This is a genomic window from uncultured Roseibium sp., assembly GCF_947494555.1.
GTDB lineage: Bacteria > Pseudomonadota > Alphaproteobacteria > Rhizobiales > Stappiaceae > Roseibium.
Window position 1 is genome coordinate 1,626,038 of sequence record NZ_CANLVF010000001.1, and the last position, 22,254, is coordinate 1,648,291.

18 protein-coding genes and 3 tRNA genes are annotated in these 22,254 nt (G+C 58.0%); 18 read left to right on the forward strand and 3 right to left on the reverse strand.

Going from position 1 to position 22,254, the window contains the following annotated elements:
- Positions 1-270: 270 nt before the first annotated feature.
- From Q0915_RS07450 to Q0915_RS07460, 3 genes are all read right to left on the reverse strand, one after another.
- Positions 271-1,092, reverse strand: coding sequence for an RNA methyltransferase (locus Q0915_RS07450; RefSeq protein WP_299481495.1), 822 nt, complete (start codon positions 1,090-1,092; stop codon positions 271-273).
- Between the two features lie 232 nt (positions 1,093-1,324).
- Complete coding sequence (locus Q0915_RS07455; protein WP_299481498.1) at positions 1,325-1,828, reverse strand: PaaI family thioesterase; 504 nt, start codon at positions 1,826-1,828, stop codon at positions 1,325-1,327.
- Between the two features lie 24 nt (positions 1,829-1,852).
- Positions 1,853-2,359, reverse strand: coding sequence for a MarR family winged helix-turn-helix transcriptional regulator (locus Q0915_RS07460; protein ID WP_299481501.1), 507 nt, complete (start codon positions 2,357-2,359; stop codon positions 1,853-1,855).
- A 388-nt stretch (positions 2,360-2,747) separates the two neighbouring features.
- On the opposite strand from Q0915_RS07460, the gene Q0915_RS07465 reads away from it, so the two are divergent.
- The 18 genes from Q0915_RS07465 (at position 2,748) to rpsJ (ending at position 22,244) form a co-directional block, all read left to right on the forward strand.
- Positions 2,748-2,832 (forward strand) — tRNA-Tyr (locus tag Q0915_RS07465).
- Positions 2,833-2,854: 22 nt separating this feature from the next.
- Positions 2,855-2,928: transfer RNA gene (locus Q0915_RS07470), tRNA-Gly, on the forward strand.
- Between the two features lie 169 nt (positions 2,929-3,097).
- Positions 3,098-4,288, forward strand: coding sequence for an elongation factor Tu (gene tuf, locus Q0915_RS07475; protein ID WP_299481504.1), 1,191 nt, complete (start codon positions 3,098-3,100; stop codon positions 4,286-4,288).
- Positions 4,289-4,396: 108 nt separating this feature from the next.
- Positions 4,397-4,472, forward strand: a tRNA-Trp gene (locus tag Q0915_RS07480).
- Positions 4,473-4,575: 103 nt separating this feature from the next.
- Positions 4,576-4,773: a preprotein translocase subunit SecE gene (gene secE, locus Q0915_RS07485; protein WP_299481507.1), complete on the forward strand. Its 198-nt coding sequence runs from the start codon at positions 4,576-4,578 to the stop codon at positions 4,771-4,773.
- Positions 4,774-4,826: 53 nt separating this feature from the next.
- Positions 4,827-5,357: a transcription termination/antitermination protein NusG gene (gene nusG / locus Q0915_RS07490; RefSeq protein ID WP_029060809.1), complete on the forward strand. Its 531-nt coding sequence runs from the start codon at positions 4,827-4,829 to the stop codon at positions 5,355-5,357.
- A gap of 175 nt (positions 5,358-5,532) precedes the next feature.
- Positions 5,533-5,961: a 50S ribosomal protein L11 gene (gene rplK, locus Q0915_RS07495; protein WP_299481516.1), complete on the forward strand. Its 429-nt coding sequence runs from the start codon at positions 5,533-5,535 to the stop codon at positions 5,959-5,961.
- Between the two features lie 4 nt (positions 5,962-5,965).
- On the forward strand, positions 5,966-6,664 hold the full coding sequence (rplA, locus tag Q0915_RS07500; RefSeq protein WP_299481519.1) for a 50S ribosomal protein L1: 699 nt from the start codon (positions 5,966-5,968) through the stop codon (positions 6,662-6,664).
- Positions 6,665-6,980: 316 nt separating this feature from the next.
- Entirely contained in the window at positions 6,981-7,499 is a 519-nt protein-coding gene (rplJ, locus tag Q0915_RS07505; protein WP_299481522.1) for a 50S ribosomal protein L10, read from the forward strand.
- Positions 7,500-7,558: 59 nt separating this feature from the next.
- Positions 7,559-7,939: a 50S ribosomal protein L7/L12 gene (rplL, locus tag Q0915_RS07510; RefSeq protein ID WP_299481525.1), complete on the forward strand. Its 381-nt coding sequence runs from the start codon at positions 7,559-7,561 to the stop codon at positions 7,937-7,939.
- A 265-nt stretch (positions 7,940-8,204) separates the two neighbouring features.
- A complete protein-coding gene (gene rpoB / locus Q0915_RS07515; protein WP_299481528.1) occupies positions 8,205-12,341 on the forward strand; it encodes a DNA-directed RNA polymerase subunit beta in 4,137 nt (1,378 codons plus the stop codon).
- Between the two features lie 91 nt (positions 12,342-12,432).
- A complete protein-coding gene (gene rpoC / locus Q0915_RS07520) occupies positions 12,433-16,632 on the forward strand; it encodes a DNA-directed RNA polymerase subunit beta' (protein ID WP_299481531.1) in 4,200 nt (1,399 codons plus the stop codon).
- Between the two features lie 74 nt (positions 16,633-16,706).
- On the forward strand, positions 16,707-17,000 hold the full coding sequence (locus tag Q0915_RS07525; RefSeq protein ID WP_299481534.1) for a regulator: 294 nt from the start codon (positions 16,707-16,709) through the stop codon (positions 16,998-17,000).
- 670 nt (positions 17,001-17,670) lie between these two features.
- A complete protein-coding gene (gene rpsL / locus Q0915_RS07530) occupies positions 17,671-18,042 on the forward strand; it encodes a 30S ribosomal protein S12 (protein WP_006936459.1) in 372 nt (123 codons plus the stop codon).
- Between the two features lie 12 nt (positions 18,043-18,054).
- Complete coding sequence (rpsG, locus tag Q0915_RS07535; protein WP_029060801.1) at positions 18,055-18,525, forward strand: 30S ribosomal protein S7; 471 nt, start codon at positions 18,055-18,057, stop codon at positions 18,523-18,525.
- 24 nt (positions 18,526-18,549) lie between these two features.
- Positions 18,550-20,625 (forward strand): elongation factor G, encoded by a 2,076-nt coding sequence (fusA, locus tag Q0915_RS07540; protein WP_299481537.1) that lies wholly within the window; start codon positions 18,550-18,552, stop codon positions 20,623-20,625.
- A 47-nt stretch (positions 20,626-20,672) separates the two neighbouring features.
- A complete protein-coding gene (tuf, locus tag Q0915_RS07545; RefSeq protein WP_299481504.1) occupies positions 20,673-21,863 on the forward strand; it encodes an elongation factor Tu in 1,191 nt (396 codons plus the stop codon).
- Between the two features lie 72 nt (positions 21,864-21,935).
- The gene (gene rpsJ, locus Q0915_RS07550) at positions 21,936-22,244 is read left to right on the forward strand and encodes a 30S ribosomal protein S10 (RefSeq protein ID WP_006936455.1); all 309 of its coding nucleotides are present in this window, start codon (positions 21,936-21,938) and stop codon (positions 22,242-22,244) included.
- Positions 22,245-22,254: the final 10 nt, after the last annotated feature.

Here is a 22,254-nt window from a genome sequence, read left to right on the forward strand (position 1 = left end):
TTGTTTGCGCGACCGCCCGGCCATCTGCCGTTTCGCCAGGCAGTTTGCGAAGTGTACCTCACCGCATTGCTCATGCCAAAACCAGCATCCGCTTGTATCAAGAGGAGAAGGTTGCCTCTTCCCCCAAGGCTCTCAGCGGATACGAGCATCGAGCGATGCGCCGGGGAACAGGATAGGACAGAGTTCACGTAAATTGCGAGAAGAAAATTTAAAACTATTACGGGAAAATTTCGAACGAATTTTGCTTGTGACGAGCCGCTTGGCCGCCGATCAAAGCTGCATTTTCATTCGCGCCACATAAAGCGAGAGAACCGCCGCGTTGGAGACATTCAGGGAGCGGATTTCACCTGGCATGTCGAGGCGGGCAAGAAGTCCGCAGGCCTCACGCACGCCCTGACGAACGCCTTTGCCTTCAGAGCCGAGAACGAGGACGGTTTTGTCCGTGAAGGTGGTGTCCTCGAGGCTCGCGGGACCGTCACTGTCCAGCGCGATGCAGCCGAAGCCCTTTTCTTTCATTTCGCTCACGAACCTTGCCATGTTCTTCACACGTACATGCTTGATCATGTCGAGGGCCCCGGATGCCGATTTGGCAAGAACAGGGCCTTCTTCCGGGGCGTGGCGTTCGGTGGTGACGACGGCATCGGCGTCAAGGGCAACCGCCGATCGGAGGATTGCGCCGACATTGTGCGGATCTGTGACTTGGTCCAGCGCCAGCACAAGACGGGCACCTTCCAGGTGTCCCGCGCCATAGGCGGGCAGGGGATCGGCCTCCAGGATCATGCCCTGGTGCACAGCGTCCTTGGTGACCATCCTGTCGAGCGCGCGCGGCATCATCGTTTCCACCGGCACGTCGATCGTAACGCCGCGCTCAACCAGACGGTTCTGCGCGTTTTCGGTTGCGAAGAGTTTCAGCCGCTTCCGGTCTTTGTTGGCAAAGGCAGCCTCGACCGTGTGGAGGCCGTACAAAAGGACCGGACCTTCCGGCGGCAGACCGGGCCTGCGGGGCGCGGGCTTTCCACCAGTCTTCTTTTTGTAGAACGGCTTCTGACCCGAACGCGGTCCGGGACGGCCTGATTTTGGGTTTTCCGTCATGGCGATTGCTGTAGCGGCAAATGCAGCGGAGGGGAAGGGGCTTGTCCGTTCTCAGGCCGGATCACGCAGACCTGTAGGGTGCCGTCCCGGCCTTGCGCCAGGACCCTTGGTGATTGCTGCATTTGGCCTCGGATCGGGTCCGGGGCGGCGAAGAGGAAAGGTGCTTGAAAGGCAACCCGAGCGCTGTCGGGGTTTTGAGCCTGCTATAGAGTTCAAAGTTTCAACTTGAGGCTCAAGACGGCTTGAGGATCATGCAGCTCACCGTGCCATGGGCGATCAGTTTCCCCTTGGCGTCCCGCAACTCGCCTTCCGACGTGGCCAGTCTTGAGCCGCGGTGGACGATTCGGCCCTCACAGACAACTTCGCCGCTGCCGGGATGAAGCGGGCGGACCATATTCACGTTGAGCGATGTGGTCGTATAGAACTCACCGGGCTTCAACGTGGTGTGGACGGCGCAGCTGAGCGCCGTGTCGATCAGAGTAGAAATCCAGCCGCCGTGAACGGTACCGAGCGGGTTGAGGAATTCCTTGGCTGGAAGGCCGGAGAAGACCGCTCGGCCCTCGTCGAATTCCTTCATTCTTATATTGGAATGAATCATGATCGGCGGGGCGGGCAGCTCACCTGCCATCATGTGCTTGAAAATGTCGAGCCCTGTCATTGTCGCAAATGCCGACATGGGGAGAGCGCCGAGTTCGTGGGTTTTGCCGTTTTCGGTGATCGTGTCCGTGTTACTCATAACCTGTCCTTGTGAACCTGCGTTTCAATCGCCGCCGGACGCGGCTTCCTTGTCCTTGTCTTCCAGAATGTGGACGGCCTTGCGAAGGGCGGACATGTGGCCGCGAACGGCATCCGAACCCTCTGGACCCAGCAGCGTGCTCAGCTCTGTCTGCGCTCCCGTCCAGGCCTCATGGATCTCGATCACCTTGGATTCGCCCGCCGGTGTCAGAACCGGCAGCACGGTGCGTCCGCCGGTTTCGCGGCGTCGGATCAGGCCGGCGGCCTCCAGAGGCTTGAGATTGCGGGCAAGGGTCGAGCGGTCAATGCCGAGATAACGGGCAATCGCAGAGGCTGAGGGAGCCGAGCCATCGGCTATGACGGCAAGAAGCTGCGCCTGCGTCAGTTCCAGCCCGACGGAGGACATGTGCCGATTGTAGTGCCGCGTCAGGAGATTCGCCGTGCGGCGGGCAGTGTGACCAAAGCACGTCCGGCCCATTGCGGTGAAATCAATGTCGTCAAGTGAAGAGCTCATTTGTTGTAGATACAACATGCAACTTTCCTCTTCAACCACTATCTGTCCTGTTCACTGCTGCAACTGTTTTTCGGCTTGCGAAAACGGGTTGATCAGCGGCAAATCATTGGTGCGAAATTTGTCCACAGGCACGCATAGAAGTTGCCTGGAACGCTGGAAAAACGGCGAGAACGGGTGACATTTGGCACAAGCACATGCACTCTGGCTCAAGAGGTGACCGGAGTGATCCCCAGCGTTCGAAGCTACCGTTTCGAGCGTCATGTTGATTTTGTTCAATTCTTTGCAAAATCGGCGTTGACACGGCTGGTCCGCATCTGCATAACACGCGCCACAGGATTGCTCGCCCCTTTCGGGCGGGTTCTCCGGTAAGCCATCCTGATCGCTTCGGCGTGAAGCAGGACGAGATGGAGGAGTGCCCGAGTGGCTAAAGGGGACGGACTGTAAATCCGTTGGCTATGCCTACGTTGGTTCGAATCCAACCTCCTCCACCATCGTTCCTGGTTTGCTCGTTGTGCGGGTGTAGCTCAATGGTAGAGCAGCAGCCTTCCAAGCTGACGACGAGGGTTCGATTCCCTTCACCCGCTCCATCAAGGGGCTGACCGGAGTGTCCGGAACGGAAGGCTCTTTCGCCCGGAAATCCTGACAGAAGTTCTACGGGAAGCAATTCGTCGCTCGCGGATCTGTCCAAGGCGTCGGAGCGAATCCCGCTTCGAGCCTATAGAGACTGAACCGAGTATTGGACAGAGAGCGACGCCGATGGCGAAGGAAAAATTTGAGCGCAACAAGCCGCACGTTAACATTGGCACGATTGGCCATGTTGACCACGGCAAGACGACGCTGACCGCTGCAATCACGATGACGCTGGCTGAGGCTGGCGGCGCAGAAGCGAAAGCCTACGACGAGATCGACGGCGCGCCTGAAGAAAAGGCCCGCGGCATCACCATCTCCACGGCGCACGTTGAGTATGAGACGGAGAACCGTCACTACGCTCACGTTGACTGCCCTGGTCACGCTGACTACGTGAAGAACATGATCACGGGTGCAGCGCAGATGGACGGCGCGATCCTGGTTGTGTCTTCAGCAGACGGCCCGATGCCGCAGACCCGCGAGCACATCCTGCTTGCGCGCCAGGTTGGCGTTCCGGCTCTTGTTGTTTTCATGAACAAGGTTGACCAGGTCGACGACGAAGAGCTTCTTGAGCTCGTCGAAATGGAAATCCGCGAGCTTCTGTCTTCCTACGAGTTCCCGGGCGACGACATTCCGATCGTCAAGGGTTCGGCTCTTGCAGCTGTTGAGAACCGCGATGCGGAAATCGGCCGTGATGCGATCCGTGAGCTGATGGCTCAGGTTGACGACTACATCCCGACGCCAGAGCGTCCGAAGGATCAGCCGTTCCTGATGCCGATCGAGGACGTGTTCTCGATCTCCGGCCGCGGTACTGTTGTGACCGGCCGTGTTGAGCGCGGTATTGTCAAGGTGGGTGAAGAAGTCGAGATCGTCGGCATCAAGGACACCACGAAGACGACGGTTACCGGCGTTGAAATGTTCCGCAAGCTGCTGGACAGCGGCGAAGCGGGCGACAACATCGGTGCTCTGATCCGCGGTGTTGGCCGTGAGGAAGTTGAGCGTGGCCAGGTTCTTTGCAAGCCGGGTTCTGTGACCCCGCACACGAAGTTCAAGGCAGAAGCCTACATCCTGACGAAGGAAGAAGGTGGCCGTCATACGCCGTTCTTCACCAACTACCGTCCGCAGTTCTACTTCCGTACGACAGACGTTACGGGCGTTGTTTCTCTGCCGGAAGGCACGGAAATGGTGATGCCGGGCGACAACGTGTCGGTTGACGTTGAGCTGATCGTGCCGATCGCCATGGAAGAAGGCCTGCGCTTCGCGATCCGCGAAGGCGGCCGTACCGTCGGCGCCGGCGTCGTCGCGTCCATCATCGAATAAGATGAATTCAGGTTGCCGGGTCTTGTACCCGGCAACTGCCCCTCTTAAGTCTTGCGATGCGTGGCTTCAGAGGGTATCAGGAGCAAAGTCGTCTCGGCGGCTCTCTGAAGGGGTATAGCTCAGTTGGTAGAGCGACGGTCTCCAAAACCGTAGGTCGCGGGTTCGAACCCTGCTGCCCCTGCCAAATTGCTCTTGATTAAATCGCCTCGAGGGCTTAAAGAGTTTCCTCGAGTGAGGCGCGCGGAGTTTTTCGCGCGCCCACTCGTATTTAACAGACCGGAATCGGAATGGCAAAGACCAATCCCTTTAAATTCATCCAGGAAGTGCGCGCTGAAACGTCCAAGGTGACTTGGCCAACGCGCAAGGAAACGGCTGTGACCACCGCTATGGTGTTCGTCATGGTCTTGATCGCCTCAATTTTCTTCCTCGTGGCGGATCAGTTGATGAGCCTTGGGATCGGGTATCTTCTGGGTGTCGGCGGCTGAGTAAGACCGACCGTCCGGTTTGTAGACAAGAACAAGAAACGGAACTGAGAACCATGGCCAAGCGCTGGTATATTGTGCATGCCTATTCCAATTTTGAGAAGAAGGTCGCCGATTCCATCCGCGAGAAGGCCGAGCAGAAGGGCTTGACCGATCTGTTTGAGGAAATCCTCGTTCCGATGGAAAAGGTCGTTGAGGTTCGTCGCGGCCGCAAAGTGGACGCTGAACGCAAGTTTTTCCCAGGCTATGTCCTGGTTAAGATGGATATGACCAACGAGGCCTTCCACCTGATCAAGGATACACCGAAAGTGACCGGGTTCCTGGGCGCGGACCAAAAGCCGATGCCGATCCCGGAAAAAGAAGCCCTGCGAATCATTAACCAGGTGCAGGAAGGCGTCGACAGGCCGAAACCTTCGGTCAGCTTCGAAGTCGGCGAGCAGGTACGCGTCTCCGACGGTCCGTTCGCGTCCTTCTCCGGACTTGTCGAAGAAGTCGACGACGAGCGTGCGCGTCTCAAGGTTGCAGTGTCCATTTTCGGACGCGCTACACCGGTGGAACTGGAATTCGGTCAGGTGGACAAGCTCTGACTGGCTGCCGTCCCGAAGGACGGCATTGAGTGCCCGGTAGACGGCCCATGTGGTCGACATCCGGGATTTTGGGTGGAAGGTTCAGGCATTCTTCGCCGGATGCCAAAGAAGGGGCCGGACCACCAACTCCCAGCCGGCTGGATCGCCGTCCAGCTGCGAATGATTGGAGAGATTCATGGCGAAAAAAGTTGAAGGCCTCCTGAAGCTTCAGGTGCCGGCAGGCTCTGCTACTCCGTCGCCGCCCATCGGGCCGGCGCTCGGTCAGCGCGGTCTGAACATCATGGAATTCTGTAAAGCGTTCAACGCGCAGACCCAGGATGTTGAAAAGGGTGCTCCGTGCCCGACCGTGATTACATATTACTCCGACAAGTCGTTCACGTTCGAAGTGAAGACGGCGCCGGTCAGCTTCTTCCTCAAGAAGGCCGCCAAGCTGCAGAAAGGGTCCCAGACCCCGGGTCGCGGCACTGTCGGTTCCGTCACCAAGGATCAGGTGAAGGAAATCGCCGAGGCGAAAATGAAGGACCTGAACGCCAACGACGTCGAGGCAGCAATGCTGATGGTCGAAGGTTCCGCCCGCTCCATGGGCCTTGAGGTTAAGGGGTAAGATCATGGCGAAGGTTGGAAAGCGTATCAGTTCTGCGCGTGAAGGCATCGACCGCAACAAGCTTTATTCGCTTGACGAGGCAGTCGGCCTCGTGAAGGGGCGGTCCAAGACAAAGTTCGACGAGACTGTCGAAGTTGCGATCAATCTCGGCGTTGATCCGCGTCACGCTGACCAGATGGTCCGCGGCGTCTGCGTATTGCCGAACGGCACCGGTAAAAACGTCCGTGTGGCTGTGTTTGCCCGTGGCGATAAGGCTGATGAAGCCAAGGCTGCCGGCGCCGACATCGTCGGTGCGGAAGAATTGGTCCAGGAAGTGCAGGGCGGCAAGATCGACTTTGACCGCTGCATTGCCACTCCGGACATGATGCCGCTGGTCGGCCGTCTCGGCAAGGTGCTCGGCCCGCGCGGCCTGATGCCGAACCCGAAGGTTGGAACGGTCACGCCCGATGTCACGGCAGCTGTCAACGACGCCAAGGGCGGCGCGGTTCAGTTCCGTGTTGAGAAAGCCGGCATCGTTCATGCAGGCGTTGGCAAGGTGTCCTTCTCGGAAGAAGCGATCACACAGAACGTTAAAGCTCTGGTGGACGCGGTTCAGAAGGCAAAACCGTCCGGCGCCAAAGGCTCCTACCTGAAGCGCATCGCGGTGTCTTCCACGATGGGCCCGGGTGTAAAGATCGATCTCGCCAGCGTTTCCGGCGAGTAATCCGGTTCGCCGGATTGAAGCAAGATTTCGGTCTTTCGACCGAATAGACCCGGCGGTTCGCTGCCGGGTTGCCCTGTCCGAGACTGCAGGTGCCGGGAGACCGGCTTAAGCGATTGAGGCCTGCATAGATGGGTGAGAACCGAATTCTCCGCGCTTGCGGATGACCGACGTTCGAACCAGACCTTGCCGCGCGCACGCCGCGAAGGTGAGGGGACAGGACCCTGAGCGCCGCTTTCAAGGTGGTTCCGGGTTCGGAACCACCGCGGGGCGGCAAAGGTAAACCGGTGGCGGCAACGCCACCAAATGGAGAAGGCAAGTGGAAAGAGCGGAAAAGCACGAGTTCGTGACGTCTCTCAACGATGAGCTGGCAGGTACCGGCGTCGTTGTCGTCGCGCACTATGCAGGTCTTTCGGTTGCGCAGATGACCGCATTGCGGGCATCTGTACGCGAAGCCGGCGGATCTGTGAAAGTCGCAAAAAACCGCCTCGTGAAACTCGCCCTTAAAGGCACTGACCTTGAGCATATCTCCGACCTGTTTCAGGGCCCTACCGTTCTCGTTTATTCCGAGGACCCGGTAGCCGCACCGAAAGCAGCCGTCGACTTCGCCAAGGCCAACGACAAGTTGGAAATCCTTGGTGGTGCTCTTGGAACGACCAACCTGAACCCGGAAGGCGTCAAGTCTCTGGCAACCATGCCGTCGCTCGATGAGCTGCGTGCGAAACTGGTTGGCATGATTCAGACCCCGGCATCCCGGATCGCTCAGGTTGTCAACGCACCGGCCGGGCAGCTCGCCCGCGTCTTCAATGCGTATGCCACGAAGGACGAGGCCGCGTAAGGCGTCCAAAACACTGTCTAGAGAAACCAACACTGGTTCGAACTTAAGGTACTAAAAAAATGGCTGATCTTGAAAAGCTCGTAGAAGAACTGTCCGCACTGACCGTTATGGAAGCTGCTGAACTGAGCAAGCTTCTGGAAGAAAAGTGGGGCGTTTCTGCTGCTGCTCCGGTCGCAGTTGCTGCTGCCGGTGGTGCTGCTGGCGGCGATGCTGCTGCTGCTGAAGAGAAAACTGAATTTGACGTTGTTCTGGCTTCTGCCGGCGACAAGAAAATCAACGTCATCAAGGAAGTCCGTGCGATCACCGGTCTCGGCCTGAAGGAAGCCAAGGAACTCGTTGAGTCCGCTCCGAAGGCTGTCAAGGAAGGCGTCGCTAAGGACGAAGCTGAAGAGCTGAAAAAGAAGCTGGAAGAAGCAGGCGCTTCTGTCGAGCTGAAGTAATAAAGGCCTTTGCCTTTTGGACGGTCCCGGTTTCCGGGACCGTTTGTTGCCCCGGCGGGTCCGACCCGTTTCCGGGGCAAACGCACCACTAGGGCAAGCTGACTCGCAGCGATGCAAATCAGATGTCCTGTGCCCCATAACCCGGTCAGCCTTTGCGCAGTAGGTTGATCTTGGGGGACGGTTTTCCGAAGCGCCCGGGCAGGGCAGCCCGATTGGACAAGGGGCGTTTCGGGAAGCCGTTACCCGGCCGATAAAAGGAGCGACAATGACCCAAACGTTCAACGGTCGCAAAAAGGTCCGTAAATACTTCGGATCGATCCGCGATGTCGCGGCAATGCCTAATCTCATCGAGGTACAAAAAGCATCCTACGACCAGTTCCTGCAGGTCGACGAGATTCCGGGCGGTGGCCGCAAGATTGAAGGCCTGGAAGCGGTCTTCCAATCCGTTTTTCCGATTTCCGATTTTGCAGGCACGTCCCTGCTGGAATTTGTTTCGTACGAATTTGAAGCTCCCAAATACGATGTGGACGAGTGCCGCCAGCGCGACATGACATTCGCAGCGCCGCTGAAGGTCACACTGCGCCTCATCGTTTTTGATGTTGATGAAGACACCGGCGCCAAGTCGGTCAAAGACATCAAGGAACAAGACGTCTACATGGGCGATATGCCGTTCATGACGGACAACGGTACGTTCATCGTCAACGGCACCGAGCGTGTGATCGTCTCACAGATGCACCGTTCCCCCGGCGTGTTCTTCGACCATGACAAGGGCAAGACCCATTCCTCGGGCAAACTGTTGTTCGCTGCGCGCGTCATCCCTTACCGTGGGTCCTGGCTCGACATCGAATTTGATGCCAAAGACATTGTCCATGCGCGTATCGACCGCCGGCGCAAGATCCCGGTGACGTCCCTGCTGATGGCACTTGGTCTCGATGGTGAGGAAATCCTCAACACCTTCTACAATCGCATCGACTACACCCGTCAGGCCGACGGGTCCTGGCGCATGCCGTTCGACGGCGCACGGTTGAAAGGTACCAAGGCATCCTACGATCTAATTGACGCAGACAGCGGCGATGTTGTCGTTGAAGGCGGACGCAAGATTACCGCCCGTACGATCCGCCAACTCAGCGAGAAGGGCATCACCGCACTGAAGGTGACGGACGAGGACCTGCACGGACAGTATCTTGCCGAGGATATCGTCGACATGCAGAGCGGCGAGATCTTTGCTGAGGCCGGCGGTGAAATCACCGGCAAGCTCCTGGAAGAACTGATTGAACGCGGCTATGACGAGCTGACGATGCTCGATATCGACCACGTGAACACCGGTCCCTACATCCGCAACACGCTGTCGGTCGACAAGAACGAATCCCGCGAAGATGCGCTCTTCGACATCTATCGCGTCATGCGTCCGGGTGAGCCGCCCACGATCGATACCGCGGAAGCCATGTTCCAGTCGCTGTTCTTCGACGACGAGCGCTACGACCTTTCTGCTGTCGGGCGCGTCAAGATGAACATGCGCCTTGATCTGCAGTGCGAGGATACCGTCCGTACGCTGCGCAAGGAAGATATTCTCGAGGTCATCCGGGTTCTTCTGGAACTGCGCGACGGCAAAGGCGATATCGACGATATCGACAATCTCGGTAACCGCCGCGTCCGGTCCGTGGGCGAGCTGATGGAAAATCAGTATCGCGTCGGATTGCTGCGCATGGAGCGTGCGATCAAGGAGCGTATGAGCTCTGTTGAGATCGACACTGTCATGCCGCAGGACCTGATCAACGCGAAGCCGGCGGCTGCTGCCGTTCGCGAGTTCTTTGGTTCCTCGCAGCTGTCACAGTTCATGGATCAGACGAACCCGCTGTCGGAAGTCACTCATAAACGTCGTCTTTCGGCGCTTGGTCCGGGTGGTCTGACACGCGAACGTGCCGGTTTCGAAGTGCGTGACGTGCATCCGACCCACTATGGCCGTATCTGCCCGATCGAGACCCCTGAAGGTCCGAACATCGGTCTGATCAACTCGCTCGCAACCTTTGCCCGCGTGAACAAATACGGCTTTATCGAGAGCCCGTACCGCAAGGTGACCGACGGTGTTGTCACGAACGAGGTCGTTTATCTGTCCGCGATGGAAGAAGCCAAGCACTACGTGGCTCAGTCCAACGCCGAATATGATGCCGACGGCCGGTTTACCACCGAGCTGATCACCTGCCGCCACGCCGGTGAGAACATGATGGTTCCGTCCGACAAGGTCGATCTGATGGACGTCTCGCCGAAACAGCTTGTGTCTGTTGCGGCCGCGCTCATTCCGTTCCTGGAAAACGACGACGCCAACCGTGCTCTGATGGGCTCGAACATGCAGCGTCAGGCCGTTCCGCTGGTGCGCGCCGAGGCGCCGTTTGTCGGAACCGGCATGGAGCCGATCGTTGCGCGCGATTCCGGTGCCGCCATCGGTGCCCGCCGTGCCGGTGTGGTCGACCAGGTGGATGCGACCCGTATCGTTATCCGGGCGACTGAAGATCTCGATCCGGGCAAGTCCGGCGTCGACATCTACCGGCTGCAGAAGTTCCAGCGTTCCAACCAGAACACCTGCATCAACCAGCGTCCGCTAGTGCGGGTAGGGGACCGGGTCCACAAGAGCGATATCATCGCTGACGGCCCGTCCACCGACCTCGGTGATCTGGCACTCGGCCGGAACGTGCTTGTCGCGTTCATGCCGTGGAACGGTTACAACTTCGAAGATTCCATCCTCTTGTCCGAGCGGATCGTGTCTGACGACGTCTTCACCTCCATTCACCTGGAGGAATTCGAAGTCATGGCGCGTGACACCAAGCTCGGCCCGGAAGAAATCACCCGCGATATTCCAAACGTTTCGGAAGAAGCGCTCAAGAATCTCGATGAGGCCGGCATCGTCTACATCGGTGCCGAACTGAACCCGGGTGACATTCTCGTCGGCAAGATCACGCCGAAGGGTGAGAGCCCGATGACACCGGAAGAAAAACTCCTGCGTGCCATCTTCGGTGAAAAGGCTTCTGACGTTCGCGACACATCCCTGCGCCTGCCGCCAGGTGTTTCGGGTACGGTTGTCGAAGTGCGCGTCTTCAACCGCCACGGCGTTGAAAAAGACGAACGCGCAATGGCGATCGAGCGTGAAGAGATCGAGCGTCTTGCGAAAGACCGTGACGACGAGCAGGCGATCCTGGACCGCAACGTCTACGGCCGTCTGGCCGAGATGCTGATGGACAAGAATGCTGTTGCCGGTCCGAAGGGCTTCCGCAGCGGCGTTCTGACTGGCGATGTTCTCAATGACTTCCCACGGTCGCAATGGTGGCAGTTTGCCACCGACGACGAGAAGTTCATGTCCGAGATCGAAGCCTTGCGCGGTCAGTATGACGACAGCCGCAAGCGCCTTGAGCAGCGGTTCATCGACAAGGTCGAGAAACTGCAGCGTGGCGACGAGCTGCCTCCTGGCGTCATGAAGATGGTCAAGGTCTTCGTTGCCGTGAAGCGCAAGCTGCAGCCGGGCGACAAGATGGCCGGCCGTCACGGTAACAAGGGCGTGGTCTCCAAGATCAACCCGTGCGAAGACATGCCGTTCCTGGAAGACGGGACCCATGTCGACATCGTGTTGAACCCGCTTGGCGTGCCGTCCCGCATGAACGTCGGCCAGATCCTGGAAACGCACCTCGGATGGGCCTGCCGCGGCATGGGCAACCGGATCGGCGAAATGTACGAAGAGTACAAGCGCTCCGGCCAGCTGGACGAGCTTCGTGGCAAGATCGTCGAGATCTACGGCGACAACATGAAGGGCGACAACGTCCAGCAATACGACGACGAAAGTGTCGTGCGCCTGGCGGATCAGCTGAAGAAGGGTGTCTCCATCGCGACGCCGGTCTTCGATGGGGCCCGTGAGCCCGATGTTGTCGAGGCGCTGAACATTGCAGGCTATGACCCGAGCGGCCAGTCCGTTCTCTATGACGGTCGTACCGGTGAAGAGTTCGATCGGAAGGTGACTGTTGGCTACATCTATATGTTGAAGCTGCACCACCTCGTCGACGACAAGATCCATGCCCGTTCGATCGGTCCGTACTCGCTTGTCACGCAGCAGCCGCTGGGTGGTAAGGCGCAGTTCGGTGGCCAGCGCTTCGGGGAAATGGAGGTCTGGGCGCTTGAGGCCTACGGTGCAGCTTACACGCTGCAGGAAATGCTTACTGTCAAGTCGGACGACGTTGCCGGCCGTACGAAGGTCTACGAGGCCATTGTTCGCGGCGACGACACGTTCGAGGCAGGCATACCGGAAAGCTTCAACGTGCTTGTGAAGGAAATGCGGTCACTGGGTCTCAACGTTGAACTGCAACGTACTGACGTACCCGCGATTGCCGAAGAAGAAACTGCAGACGCTGCAGAATAACCCCGGCAACGGACCCAAATGACTTGGCGTGCCGGTTACGGGGAAGGGTGATAAGACCCGTTCCCCGGCCGAGCATCGAAGGAGACGGACCATGAATCATGAGGTCATGAACCTGTTTAACCAGCAGGCTCCCACACAGACCTTCGACAATATCCGGATTTCGCTTGCGAGCCCGGAAAAGATCCTGTCCTGGTCTTTCGGCGAAATCAAAAAGCCGGAGACCATCAACTACCGTACGTTCAAGCCCGAGCGTGACGGTTTGTTCTGCGCGCGTATTTTTGGTCCGATCAAGGACTACGAATGTCTTTGCGGCAAATACAAGCGCATGAAGTACAAGGGCGTCATCTGCGAAAAATGTGGCGTTGAAGTCACCCTTTCGCGCGTTCGCCGTGAGCGTATGGGTCACATCGAGCTCGCCGCTCCGGTTGCCCATATCTGGTTCCTGAAGTCGCTCCCGAGCCGGATCGGCCTCCTGCTCGACATGACGCTGAAGGACCTGGAACGCGTTCTTTATTTCGAGAACTACGTTGTTCTGGAGCCGGGCCTGACCCCGCTCAAGCAGCACCAGCTTCTCTCTGAAGAAGACTTCGTTGCCGCTCAGGACGAATATGGCGAAGACGCATTTACCGCGATGATCGGCGCGGAAGCGATCCGCGAGATCCTGATGAGCATGGATCTTGAGCGCGAAAGCGAAAAGCTGCGCCAGGAGATTGCCGAAGCGACGACAGAGCTGAAGCCGAAGAAGCTGGCCAAGCGTCTGAAAGTCATCGAAGCATTCATGGAATCTGGCAACCGTCCGGAATGGATGATCATGACGGTTGTTCCGGTCATCCCGCCGGACCTGCGTCCGCTGGTTCCGCTTGATGGCGGTCGGTTCGCGACGTCGGATCTGAACGACCTTTATCGTCGCGTGATCAACCGGAACAACCGTCTGCGCCGTCTGATGGAACTGCGCGCACCGGACATCATCATCCGGAACGAAAAGCGCATGCTGCAGGAGTCCGTCGACGCGCTGTTCGACAACGGTCGCCGCGGCCGCGTCATCACGGGTGCCAACAAGCGTCCGCTGAAATCGCTTTCCGACATGCTGAAAGGCAAGCAGGGCCGTTTCCGTCAGAACCTTCTTGGTAAGCGCGTTGACTATTCAGGCCGTTCGGTGATCACCGTTGGACCGGAACTGAAACTGCATCAGTGCGGACTACCGAAGAAGATGGCGCTTGAACTGTTCAAGCCCTTCATCTATTCGCGCCTCGACGCCAAGGGCTTCTCTTCGACTGTCAAACAGGCGAAGAAGCTGGTGGAAAAGGAGCGCCCGGAGGTCTGGGATATCCTTGATGAGGTGATCCGCGAGCACCCGGTTCTTCTGAACCGCGCCCCAACACTTCACCGTCTCGGTATCCAGGCGTTCGAACCGACGCTGATTGAAGGCAAGGCCATCCAGCTGCACCCGCTCGTCTGTTCGGCGTTCAACGCCGACTTCGACGGTGACCAAATGGCTGTTCACGTGCCGCTGTCGCTGGAAGCTCAGCTTGAAGCGCGGACACTGATGATGTCCACGAACAACATTCTGCACCCGGCAAACGGTGGCCCGATCATCGTTCCCTCGCAGGATATCGTTCTCGGGCTCTACTACCTGTCGATCATTGCGGAAGGTGAGCCCGGCGAAGGCATGGCCTTTGGCGACATCGGTGAGATCCATCACGCGCTGGCCAACAACGTCATCACGCTGCACACCAAGATCAAGGGCCGTTACAAGTCCATTGATGCGGACGGCAATCCGACGTCCGAAATCATCGAGACGACCCCGGGCCGCATGCTGATCGCTGAGCTTCTGCCGAAGCACCATGAAGTTCCTTACGAGGTCTGCAACAGGCTGATGACCAAGAAGGACATCTCCAAGATGATCGACACGGTCTACCGTGCCTGCGGTCAGAAGGAGACGGTTATCTTCTGTGACCGGATCATGGAACTTGGCTTCAAGAACGCTTGTAACGCCGGCATCTCCTTCGGCATGGACGACATGGTCATTCCGGATACCAAGCAGAACCTGGTCGCCGAAACCGCATCGCTCGCGACCGAATACGAGCAGCAGTACAATGACGGTCTGATCACCCAGGGCGAGAAGTACAACAAGGTTGTCGACGCCTGGGCGAAGTGCACCGACAAGATTGCTGACGAGATGATGGCCCGCATCAAGGCGGTCCAGGTCGATGAGGAAACCGGGCGTCAGAAGCCGATGAACTCGGTCTACATGATGTCGCACTCCGGTGCCCGTGGTTCGCCCCAGCAGATGAAGCAGCTTGCCGGCATGCGCGGCCTGATGGCCAAGCCAGACGGTTCCATCATCGAGAACCCGATCATTTCGAACTTCAAGGAAGGCCTGTCCGTTCTGGAGTACTTCAACTCCACGCACGGTGCCCGTAAGGGTCTGGCCGACACGGCCTTGAAGACTGCGAACTCCGGTTACCTGACACGCCGCCTGGTGGATGTTGCCCAGGACTCGATCATTCTGGAGAATGATTGTGGTTCTGAACGCGGTATTACCGTCGCTCCGATCGTCGATGCCGGTAACGTCATTGCTTCGCTCGGTATGCGCGTTCTTGGTCGCACGACCGCAGAAGACGTCGTCAACAACCAGACCGGCGAAATGCTTGTTCCCAAAGGCAAGCTTATCGACGAGAAGGACGTGGAGGCGATCGAGGCTGCAAAGGTGCAGCAGATCAAGATCCGTTCGGTTCTGACATGTGAAACCGAGACCGGTGTCTGCGCGACATGTTATGGCCGTGACCTTGCACGCGGTACCCCGGTGAACCTTGGTGAGGCTGTCGGTGTCATTGCCGCACAGTCCATCGGTGAGCCCGGTACGCAGCTGACCATGCGGACGTTCCACATCGGTGGTACGGCGCAGGTTGTCGACAGCTCGTTCATCGAATCGAATGTCGATGGCACGATCAAGATCCGGAACCGGTCCGTCCAGCGCGATTCAGATGGCAATCTCATCGCGATGGTGCGCAACATGTCCATCGTTGTCATCGACAGCGACGGTAATGAGCGCGCCGTCCATCGTGTTGCTTACGGCTCGAAGCTGCATGTCGACGAAGGCGACTCCGTCAAGCGTGGTCAAAGGATTGCTGAATGGGATCCTTACACACGGCCGATGCTTGCTGAAGTTGACGGTGTCGTGGACTTCGAGGACCTGGTTGATGGTGCGTCCGTTCAGGAAACCGCCGACGAGGCAACCGGCATCACGAAGCGTATCGTCATCGACTGGCGGTCCTCGCAGCGTGGCGCTGATCTCAAGCCGGCGATCGTCATCAAGGACGACAAGGGTACGATCTCGAAAAACTCGCGCGGATCCGATGCCCGCTTGATACTTTCGGTTGACGCGATCCTGTCCGTTCAGCCTGGCTCCACGGTCAAGGCTGGTGACGTTCTGGCACGTATTCCGCTGGAAAGCGCCAAGACCAAGGACATCACCGGTGGTCTGCCGCGTGTTGCGGAACTGTTCGAAGCCCGCCGTCCGAAGGATCATGCAATCATCGCGGAAATCGATGGTACGATCCGTTTCGGCCGCGACTACAAGAACAAGCGCCGCATCATCATCGATCCGGCAGAGGATGGCGCGGAGCCCGTCGAATACCTCATCCCGAAAGGCAAGCACTTCCACCTTCAGGAAGGCGATGCAATTGAAAAGGGTGAGTACATTCTCGACGGCAACCCGGCGCCGCATGACATTCTGGCCGTCAAGGGCGTGGAGGCACTGGCTGCCTATCTCGTCAACGAGATCCAGGAAGTTTACCGTCTGCAGGGTGTGACCATCAACGACAAGCACATTGAAGTGATTGTCCGTCAGATGCTGCAGAAAGTCGAAATCACCGATCCGGGCGATACCGAGTTCTTTTCGGGCGAACAGATCGACAAGATCGACTTCGAGGAAGCGAACGAAAAAGCGATCGACAATGCACGGGATCCCGCAAAAGGCGTTCCTGTTCTCCTTGGTATCACCAAGGCGTCGCTGCAGACGCGGTCCTTCTTCTCGGCAGCTTCCTTCCAGGAAACGACCCGTGTCCTTACCGATGCAGCGGTCAACGGCAAGACCGATCCGCTTGTCGGCCTGAAGGAAAACGTCATTGTCGGCCGTTTGATCCCCGCTGGTACCGGCGGTGTCATGAAACGTATCCGCAAGATTGCCTCGCATCGCGACGACCTGATCCAGGAAGCGCAGCGGCAGCAGTCTTCGGAAAGCGCAGCCGAAGGGCTGCTGGAAGACATGACCGGCGCGGCCGAATAACCGGCCTCATCAAAACGATCGAAAGGCCGCCTCCGGGCGGCCTTTCTGTATGTGCTCCATTTGAGGGTTGAACAATGAACGACAACGACGCTGAACTAGATCCTGTTGTCTATATCGTCATCGGCCGCGTCTGGGAGAACGAAGACGCGCTTCCTGAAGACGCCATCAAGATCCATGCGCTGCTGACCGCACCAGACGAAGACGACGCGGTGCGCAGAACACTGGAAGCTCTGCAGGGACAAGGTTTTGCGGAGGCGGAACTCGATCAGATCGGCGTCATGGATGGTGAACCTGACGATCCGCTCCATGAAGGAGCATATCAGGATGCGCTTGCCGGAAACGTTGCGATTGTGACATTCACCGACTGACACCTTTGGAGGGGGTATCGCTCATCCTCGGCTCCCTCAGGTTGTCCCTCCGATCTTGCATGACTGGGTGCCCTGAATTGCAGAGCGCCTGCCAGGCTCTGAGAGCCGCACCGGCTCTCAAGGAATACCGCGTAAAATCAACGAGTCGGTGAGATCGGCGTGTGCCGCAAGGTACGATAAGTTCGTCAAGATCCCGGCGAGTTTGGACACTGATTCCTGCGATTGAATCTCCGGCGGAAACAGGCGCGAAACAAAATTACACAAACGGCGCATCATACGTGCACTAAATTATGCCAGCTAACTGATTTCATGTCGAAAATTCGCATCCATACGATGTCGTGCGGGTACTTGCGGTTTTTTCTACAAAGCACTTGACGCAAAGGGTGCATATGAGTAGGTTCCGCGCATCCCAAGGGCAGGCGGTAAGAGTGAACCGTCCAGCGCTGATCAAAGGCGCAGGACCCAATCCTCTTAAACGCTGCCGGGTATATATAGGCGAATACGCGTCGATTGCATGACCGTGGGGCAACTCGTGGTCCTCTGGTTTTTCGCAGCGCCGGCCGCTCCTAGGAGCGTGCGGGCGCGATTTTGCATGTTTATTGGCTTGCAAGATCCGTGGAGAACTGCAGTTGCATACGAATTTTTGGATGGACAAGGTAAAGGGCAAAGAATGCCGACCATCAACCAGTTGATCCGCAAGCCGCGGAAAGATCCGCCGAAGCGGAACAAAGTGCCGGCCATGGAGGCCTGCCCTCAGAAGCGTGGTGTTTGCACCCGCGTATACACGACGACGCCGAAGAAGCCGAACTCGGCTCTGCGTAAGGTGGCCAAGATCCGCCTGACCAACGGCTTCGAAGTCATCGGCTACATCCCGGGTGAAGGTCACAACCTTCAGGAACACTCGGTGGTGATGATCCGTGGCGGCCGCGTGAAGGATTTGCCGGGTGTTCGCTACCACATCATCCGTGGTGTGCTCGATACCCAGGGCGTCAAGGATCGTAAGCAGCGCCGTTCGAAATACGGCGCCAAGCGGCCGAAGTAAGGAGCACATTAGATGTCCCGTCGTCACCGCGCTGAAAAACGCGAAATCAACCCGGATCCAAAATTCGGGGATATGGTCGTCACCAAATTCATGAACTCCATCATGTACGACGGCAAGAAGTCCACAGCCGAGCGCATCGTTTACGGTGCTTTCGACGTGGTCGAGAACAAGACCCGCGAGAACCCGATCGAGGTTTTCCATGCGGCTCTTGAAAACGTTATGCCGCAAGTGGAAGTCCGCTCCCGCCGTGTTGGTGGTGCGACCTACCAGGTCCCGGTCGAGGTCCGTAACGAGCGCCGTCAGGCTCTTGCGATCCGCTGGTTGATTACCGCTGCGCGCAACCGCAACGAAACCACAATGGTTGACCGCCTGTCCGGCGAGCTGCTCGATGCAGCCAACAACCGTGGGACCGCAGTTAAGAAACGTGAAGATACGCACCGGATGGCAGACGCCAACCGCGCGTTCTCGCACTACCGCTGGTAAAAGTTACTTCGAAGGGCTGACGCTATGTCGCGCACGCATAAAATCGAGGACTACCGTAACTTCGGCATCATGGCACACATCGATGCCGGTAAGACCACTACGACCGAGCGGATCCTCTACTACACTGGCAAGAGCCACAAAATCGGCGAAGTTCATGATGGTGCCGCCACCATGGACTGGATGGAGCAGGAGCAGGAGCGTGGCATCACGATCACCTCTGCTGCTACGACTGCGTTCTGGAACGACAAGCGCCTGAACATCATCGACACACCGGGCCACGTTGACTTCACCATTGAAGTTGAGCGTTCGCTGCGTGTTCTCGATGGCGCGGTTGCACTTCTCGACGCAAACGCAGGTGTTGAGCCGCAGACCGAAACAGTCTGGCGTCAGGCTGACAAATACAACGTTCCGCGGATGATCTTCGTCAACAAGATGGACAAGCTGGGCGCCGATTTCGATCGCTGCGTCACCATGATCAAGGAGCGCCTCGGCGCAACGCCTCTGGTCATGCAGCTGCCTGTTGGCGCTGAGAGCGAATTCGCCGGCTGTGTCGACCTTCTGAAAATGAAGGCTCTGATCTGGCAGGCGGAGAACCTAGGCGCTGCCTGGGACGAAGTTGACATTCCGGCCGATCTCGCTGATCGCGCACAGGAAATGCACGACGCTCTGATTGAGACCGCTGTCGAAGTCGACGAAGAAGCCATGGAAGCCTACCTGGAAGGTGAAGAGCCGACCACGGAAAAGCTGAAAGAGCTGATCCGTAAGGGCACCATCAGCGGCGAGTTCGTACCGATCTTCTGTGGTTCGGCGTTCAAGAACAAAGGCGTTCAGCCACTGCTTGACGCTGTTGTCGACTTCCTGCCGAACCCGGTTGAAGTTCCGGCCATCAAGGGTATCGATCCGAAGACGGAAGCTGAAGTCGAGCGCAAATCGTCTGACGAAGAGCCGCTTGGTCTGCTGGCGTTCAAGATTGCCAACGACCCGTTCGTCGGCTCCCTGACGTTCTGCCGTATCTATTCCGGTGTTCTGAACAAGGGTTCGTCCCTTCTCAACACTGTAAAAGACAAGCGTGAGCGTGTCGGCCGCATGATGCAGATGCACTCCAACTCCCGCGACGACATCGATGTGGCCTATGCAGGCGATATCGTGGCGATCGCAGGCCTGAAGGACACCACGACCGGCGACACCCTGTGTGACCCGCTGAAGCCGGTGATCCTGGAGCGCATGGAATTCCCTGAGCCGGTGATCGAGATTGCCGTTGAGCCGAAGACCAAAGGCGACCAGGAGAAGATGGGCCTTGCCCTGAACCGACTGGCAGCAGAAGACCCGTCCTTCCGTGTGAAAACGGACGAAGAATCCGGTCAGACTATCATCGCCGGCATGGGCGAGCTGCACCTGGACATCATCGTTGACCGCATGAAGCGCGAGTTCAAGGTCGAGGCGAACATCGGTGCACCTCAGGTTGCCTACCGTGAAACCATCACCAAAGTTGCCGATGTGGATTACACCCACAAGAAGCAGTCGGGTGGTTCCGGTCAGTTCGCTCGCATCAAGCTCACAATCGAGCCGTCCGAGCCGAACGAAGGTTATGTCTTTGAGAGCAAGGTTGTCGGCGGTAACGTTCCGAAAGAATACATTCCGGGCGTTACCAAGGGTATCGAGAGCGTCATGTCCTCCGGTCCGCTGGCAGGCTTCCCGATGCTCGACATCAAGGCAACGCTGACCGACGGTGCATACCACGACGTTGACTCTTCCGTTCTGGCCTTCGAAATAGCCGGCCGTGCCGGTTTCCGCGAAGCAATCCAGAAGGCCGGCCCGAAACTGCTCGAGCCGATCATGAAGGTCGAGGTTGTCACACCTGAAGACTACATGGGTGACGTTATCGGTGACCTGAACTCCCGCCGCGGCCAGATCGCCGGCACGGAGAACCGGGGCATTGTGACAGTTATCACCGCGATGGTTCCACTCGCCAACATGTTTGGCTACGTGAACAATCTGCGTTCCATGTCTCAAGGCCGCGCCCAGTACTCGATGGTGTTCGATCACTACGAGCAGGTGCCGCAGGCTGTCGCCGAAGAGGTTCAGGCGAAATACGCCTGATCCCAGCCTCTTAACGTCAAAAAGAAATAGAGAAACGGAGTAATCCGATGGCGAAGGAAAAATTTGAGCGCAACAAGCCGCACGTTAACATTGGCACGATTGGCCATGTTGACCACGGCAAGACGACGCTGACCGCTGCAATCACGATGACGCTGGCTGAGGCTGGCGGCGCAGAAGCGAAAGCCTACGACGAGATCGACGGCGCGCCTGAAGAAAAGGCCCGCGGCATCACCATCTCCACGGCGCACGTTGAGTATGAGACGGAGAACCGTCACTACGCTCACGTTGACTGCCCTGGTCACGCTGACTACGTGAAGAACATGATCACGGGTGCAGCGCAGATGGACGGCGCGATCCTGGTTGTGTCTTCAGCAGACGGCCCGATGCCGCAGACCCGCGAGCACATCCTGCTTGCGCGCCAGGTTGGCGTTCCGGCTCTTGTTGTTTTCATGAACAAGGTTGACCAGGTCGACGACGAAGAGCTTCTTGAGCTCGTCGAAATGGAAATCCGCGAGCTTCTGTCTTCCTACGAGTTCCCGGGCGACGACATTCCGATCGTCAAGGGTTCGGCTCTTGCAGCTGTTGAGAACCGCGATGCGGAAATCGGCCGTGATGCGATCCGTGAGCTGATGGCTCAGGTTGACGACTACATCCCGACGCCAGAGCGTCCGAAGGATCAGCCGTTCCTGATGCCGATCGAGGACGTGTTCTCGATCTCCGGCCGCGGTACTGTTGTGACCGGCCGTGTTGAGCGCGGTATTGTCAAGGTGGGTGAAGAAGTCGAGATCGTCGGCATCAAGGACACCACGAAGACGACGGTTACCGGCGTTGAAATGTTCCGCAAGCTGCTGGACAGCGGCGAAGCGGGCGACAACATCGGTGCTCTGATCCGCGGTGTTGGCCGTGAGGAAGTTGAGCGTGGCCAGGTTCTTTGCAAGCCGGGTTCTGTGACCCCGCACACGAAGTTCAAGGCAGAAGCCTACATCCTGACGAAGGAAGAAGGTGGCCGTCATACGCCGTTCTTCACCAACTACCGTCCGCAGTTCTACTTCCGTACGACAGACGTTACGGGCGTTGTTTCTCTGCCGGAAGGCACGGAAATGGTGATGCCGGGCGACAACGTGTCGGTTGACGTTGAGCTGATCGTGCCGATCGCCATGGAAGAAGGCCTGCGCTTCGCGATCCGCGAAGGCGGCCGTACCGTCGGCGCCGGCGTCGTCGCGTCCATCATCGAATAATCGACAGCCGGGCCTGCCGGTGGAACTCAAGGTAACGCGGGCAGGCCCGCAGTCTTATTGGGAACAATAACAATGAACGGTCAGAATATCCGGATCCGCCTCAAGGCGTTTGACCACCGTATTCTCGACGCCTCCACCAAGGAGATCGTCAATACGGCCAAGCGGACCGGTGCTCAGGTACGGGGTCCCGTGCCGCTGCCGACGCGGATTGAGAAGTACACTGTGCTTCGCGGACCGCATATTGATAAGAAAAGCCGCGATCAGTTCGAGATGCGTACGCACAAGCGTCTTCTCGACATCGTTGATCCGACGCCCCAGACGGTGGACGCGCTCATGAAGCTCGACCTGGCCGCTGGTGTCGACGTCGAGATCAAGCTCTAAGGCGGGGTCA

Excerpts from the sequence above, each read along its gene's own strand:
- Q0915_RS07450 (WP_299481495.1), bottom strand. The coding sequence starts at position 1,092 with ATGACGGAAAACCCAAAATCAGGCCGTCCCGGACCGCGTTCGGGTCAG.
- Q0915_RS07455 (WP_299481498.1), bottom strand. The coding sequence starts at position 1,828 with ATGAGTAACACGGACACGATCACCGAAAACGGCAAAACCCACGAACTC.
- Q0915_RS07460 (WP_299481501.1), bottom strand. The coding sequence starts at position 2,359 with ATGTTGTATCTACAACAAATGAGCTCTTCACTTGACGACATTGATTTC.
- tuf (WP_299481504.1), top strand. The coding sequence starts at position 3,098 with ATGGCGAAGGAAAAATTTGAGCGCAACAAGCCGCACGTTAACATTGGC.
- secE (WP_299481507.1), top strand. The coding sequence starts at position 4,576 with ATGGCAAAGACCAATCCCTTTAAATTCATCCAGGAAGTGCGCGCTGAA.
- nusG (WP_029060809.1), top strand. The coding sequence starts at position 4,827 with ATGGCCAAGCGCTGGTATATTGTGCATGCCTATTCCAATTTTGAGAAG.
- rplK (WP_299481516.1), top strand. The coding sequence starts at position 5,533 with ATGGCGAAAAAAGTTGAAGGCCTCCTGAAGCTTCAGGTGCCGGCAGGC.
- rplA (WP_299481519.1), top strand. The coding sequence starts at position 5,966 with ATGGCGAAGGTTGGAAAGCGTATCAGTTCTGCGCGTGAAGGCATCGAC.
- rplL (WP_299481525.1), top strand. The coding sequence starts at position 7,559 with ATGGCTGATCTTGAAAAGCTCGTAGAAGAACTGTCCGCACTGACCGTT.
- rpoB (WP_299481528.1), top strand. The coding sequence starts at position 8,205 with ATGACCCAAACGTTCAACGGTCGCAAAAAGGTCCGTAAATACTTCGGA.
- rpoC (WP_299481531.1), top strand. The coding sequence starts at position 12,433 with ATGAATCATGAGGTCATGAACCTGTTTAACCAGCAGGCTCCCACACAG.
- Q0915_RS07525 (WP_299481534.1), top strand. The coding sequence starts at position 16,707 with ATGAACGACAACGACGCTGAACTAGATCCTGTTGTCTATATCGTCATC.
- rpsL (WP_006936459.1), top strand. The coding sequence starts at position 17,671 with ATGCCGACCATCAACCAGTTGATCCGCAAGCCGCGGAAAGATCCGCCG.
- rpsG (WP_029060801.1), top strand. The coding sequence starts at position 18,055 with ATGTCCCGTCGTCACCGCGCTGAAAAACGCGAAATCAACCCGGATCCA.
- fusA (WP_299481537.1), top strand. The coding sequence starts at position 18,550 with ATGTCGCGCACGCATAAAATCGAGGACTACCGTAACTTCGGCATCATG.
- tuf (WP_299481504.1), top strand. The coding sequence starts at position 20,673 with ATGGCGAAGGAAAAATTTGAGCGCAACAAGCCGCACGTTAACATTGGC.
- rpsJ (WP_006936455.1), top strand. The coding sequence starts at position 21,936 with ATGAACGGTCAGAATATCCGGATCCGCCTCAAGGCGTTTGACCACCGT.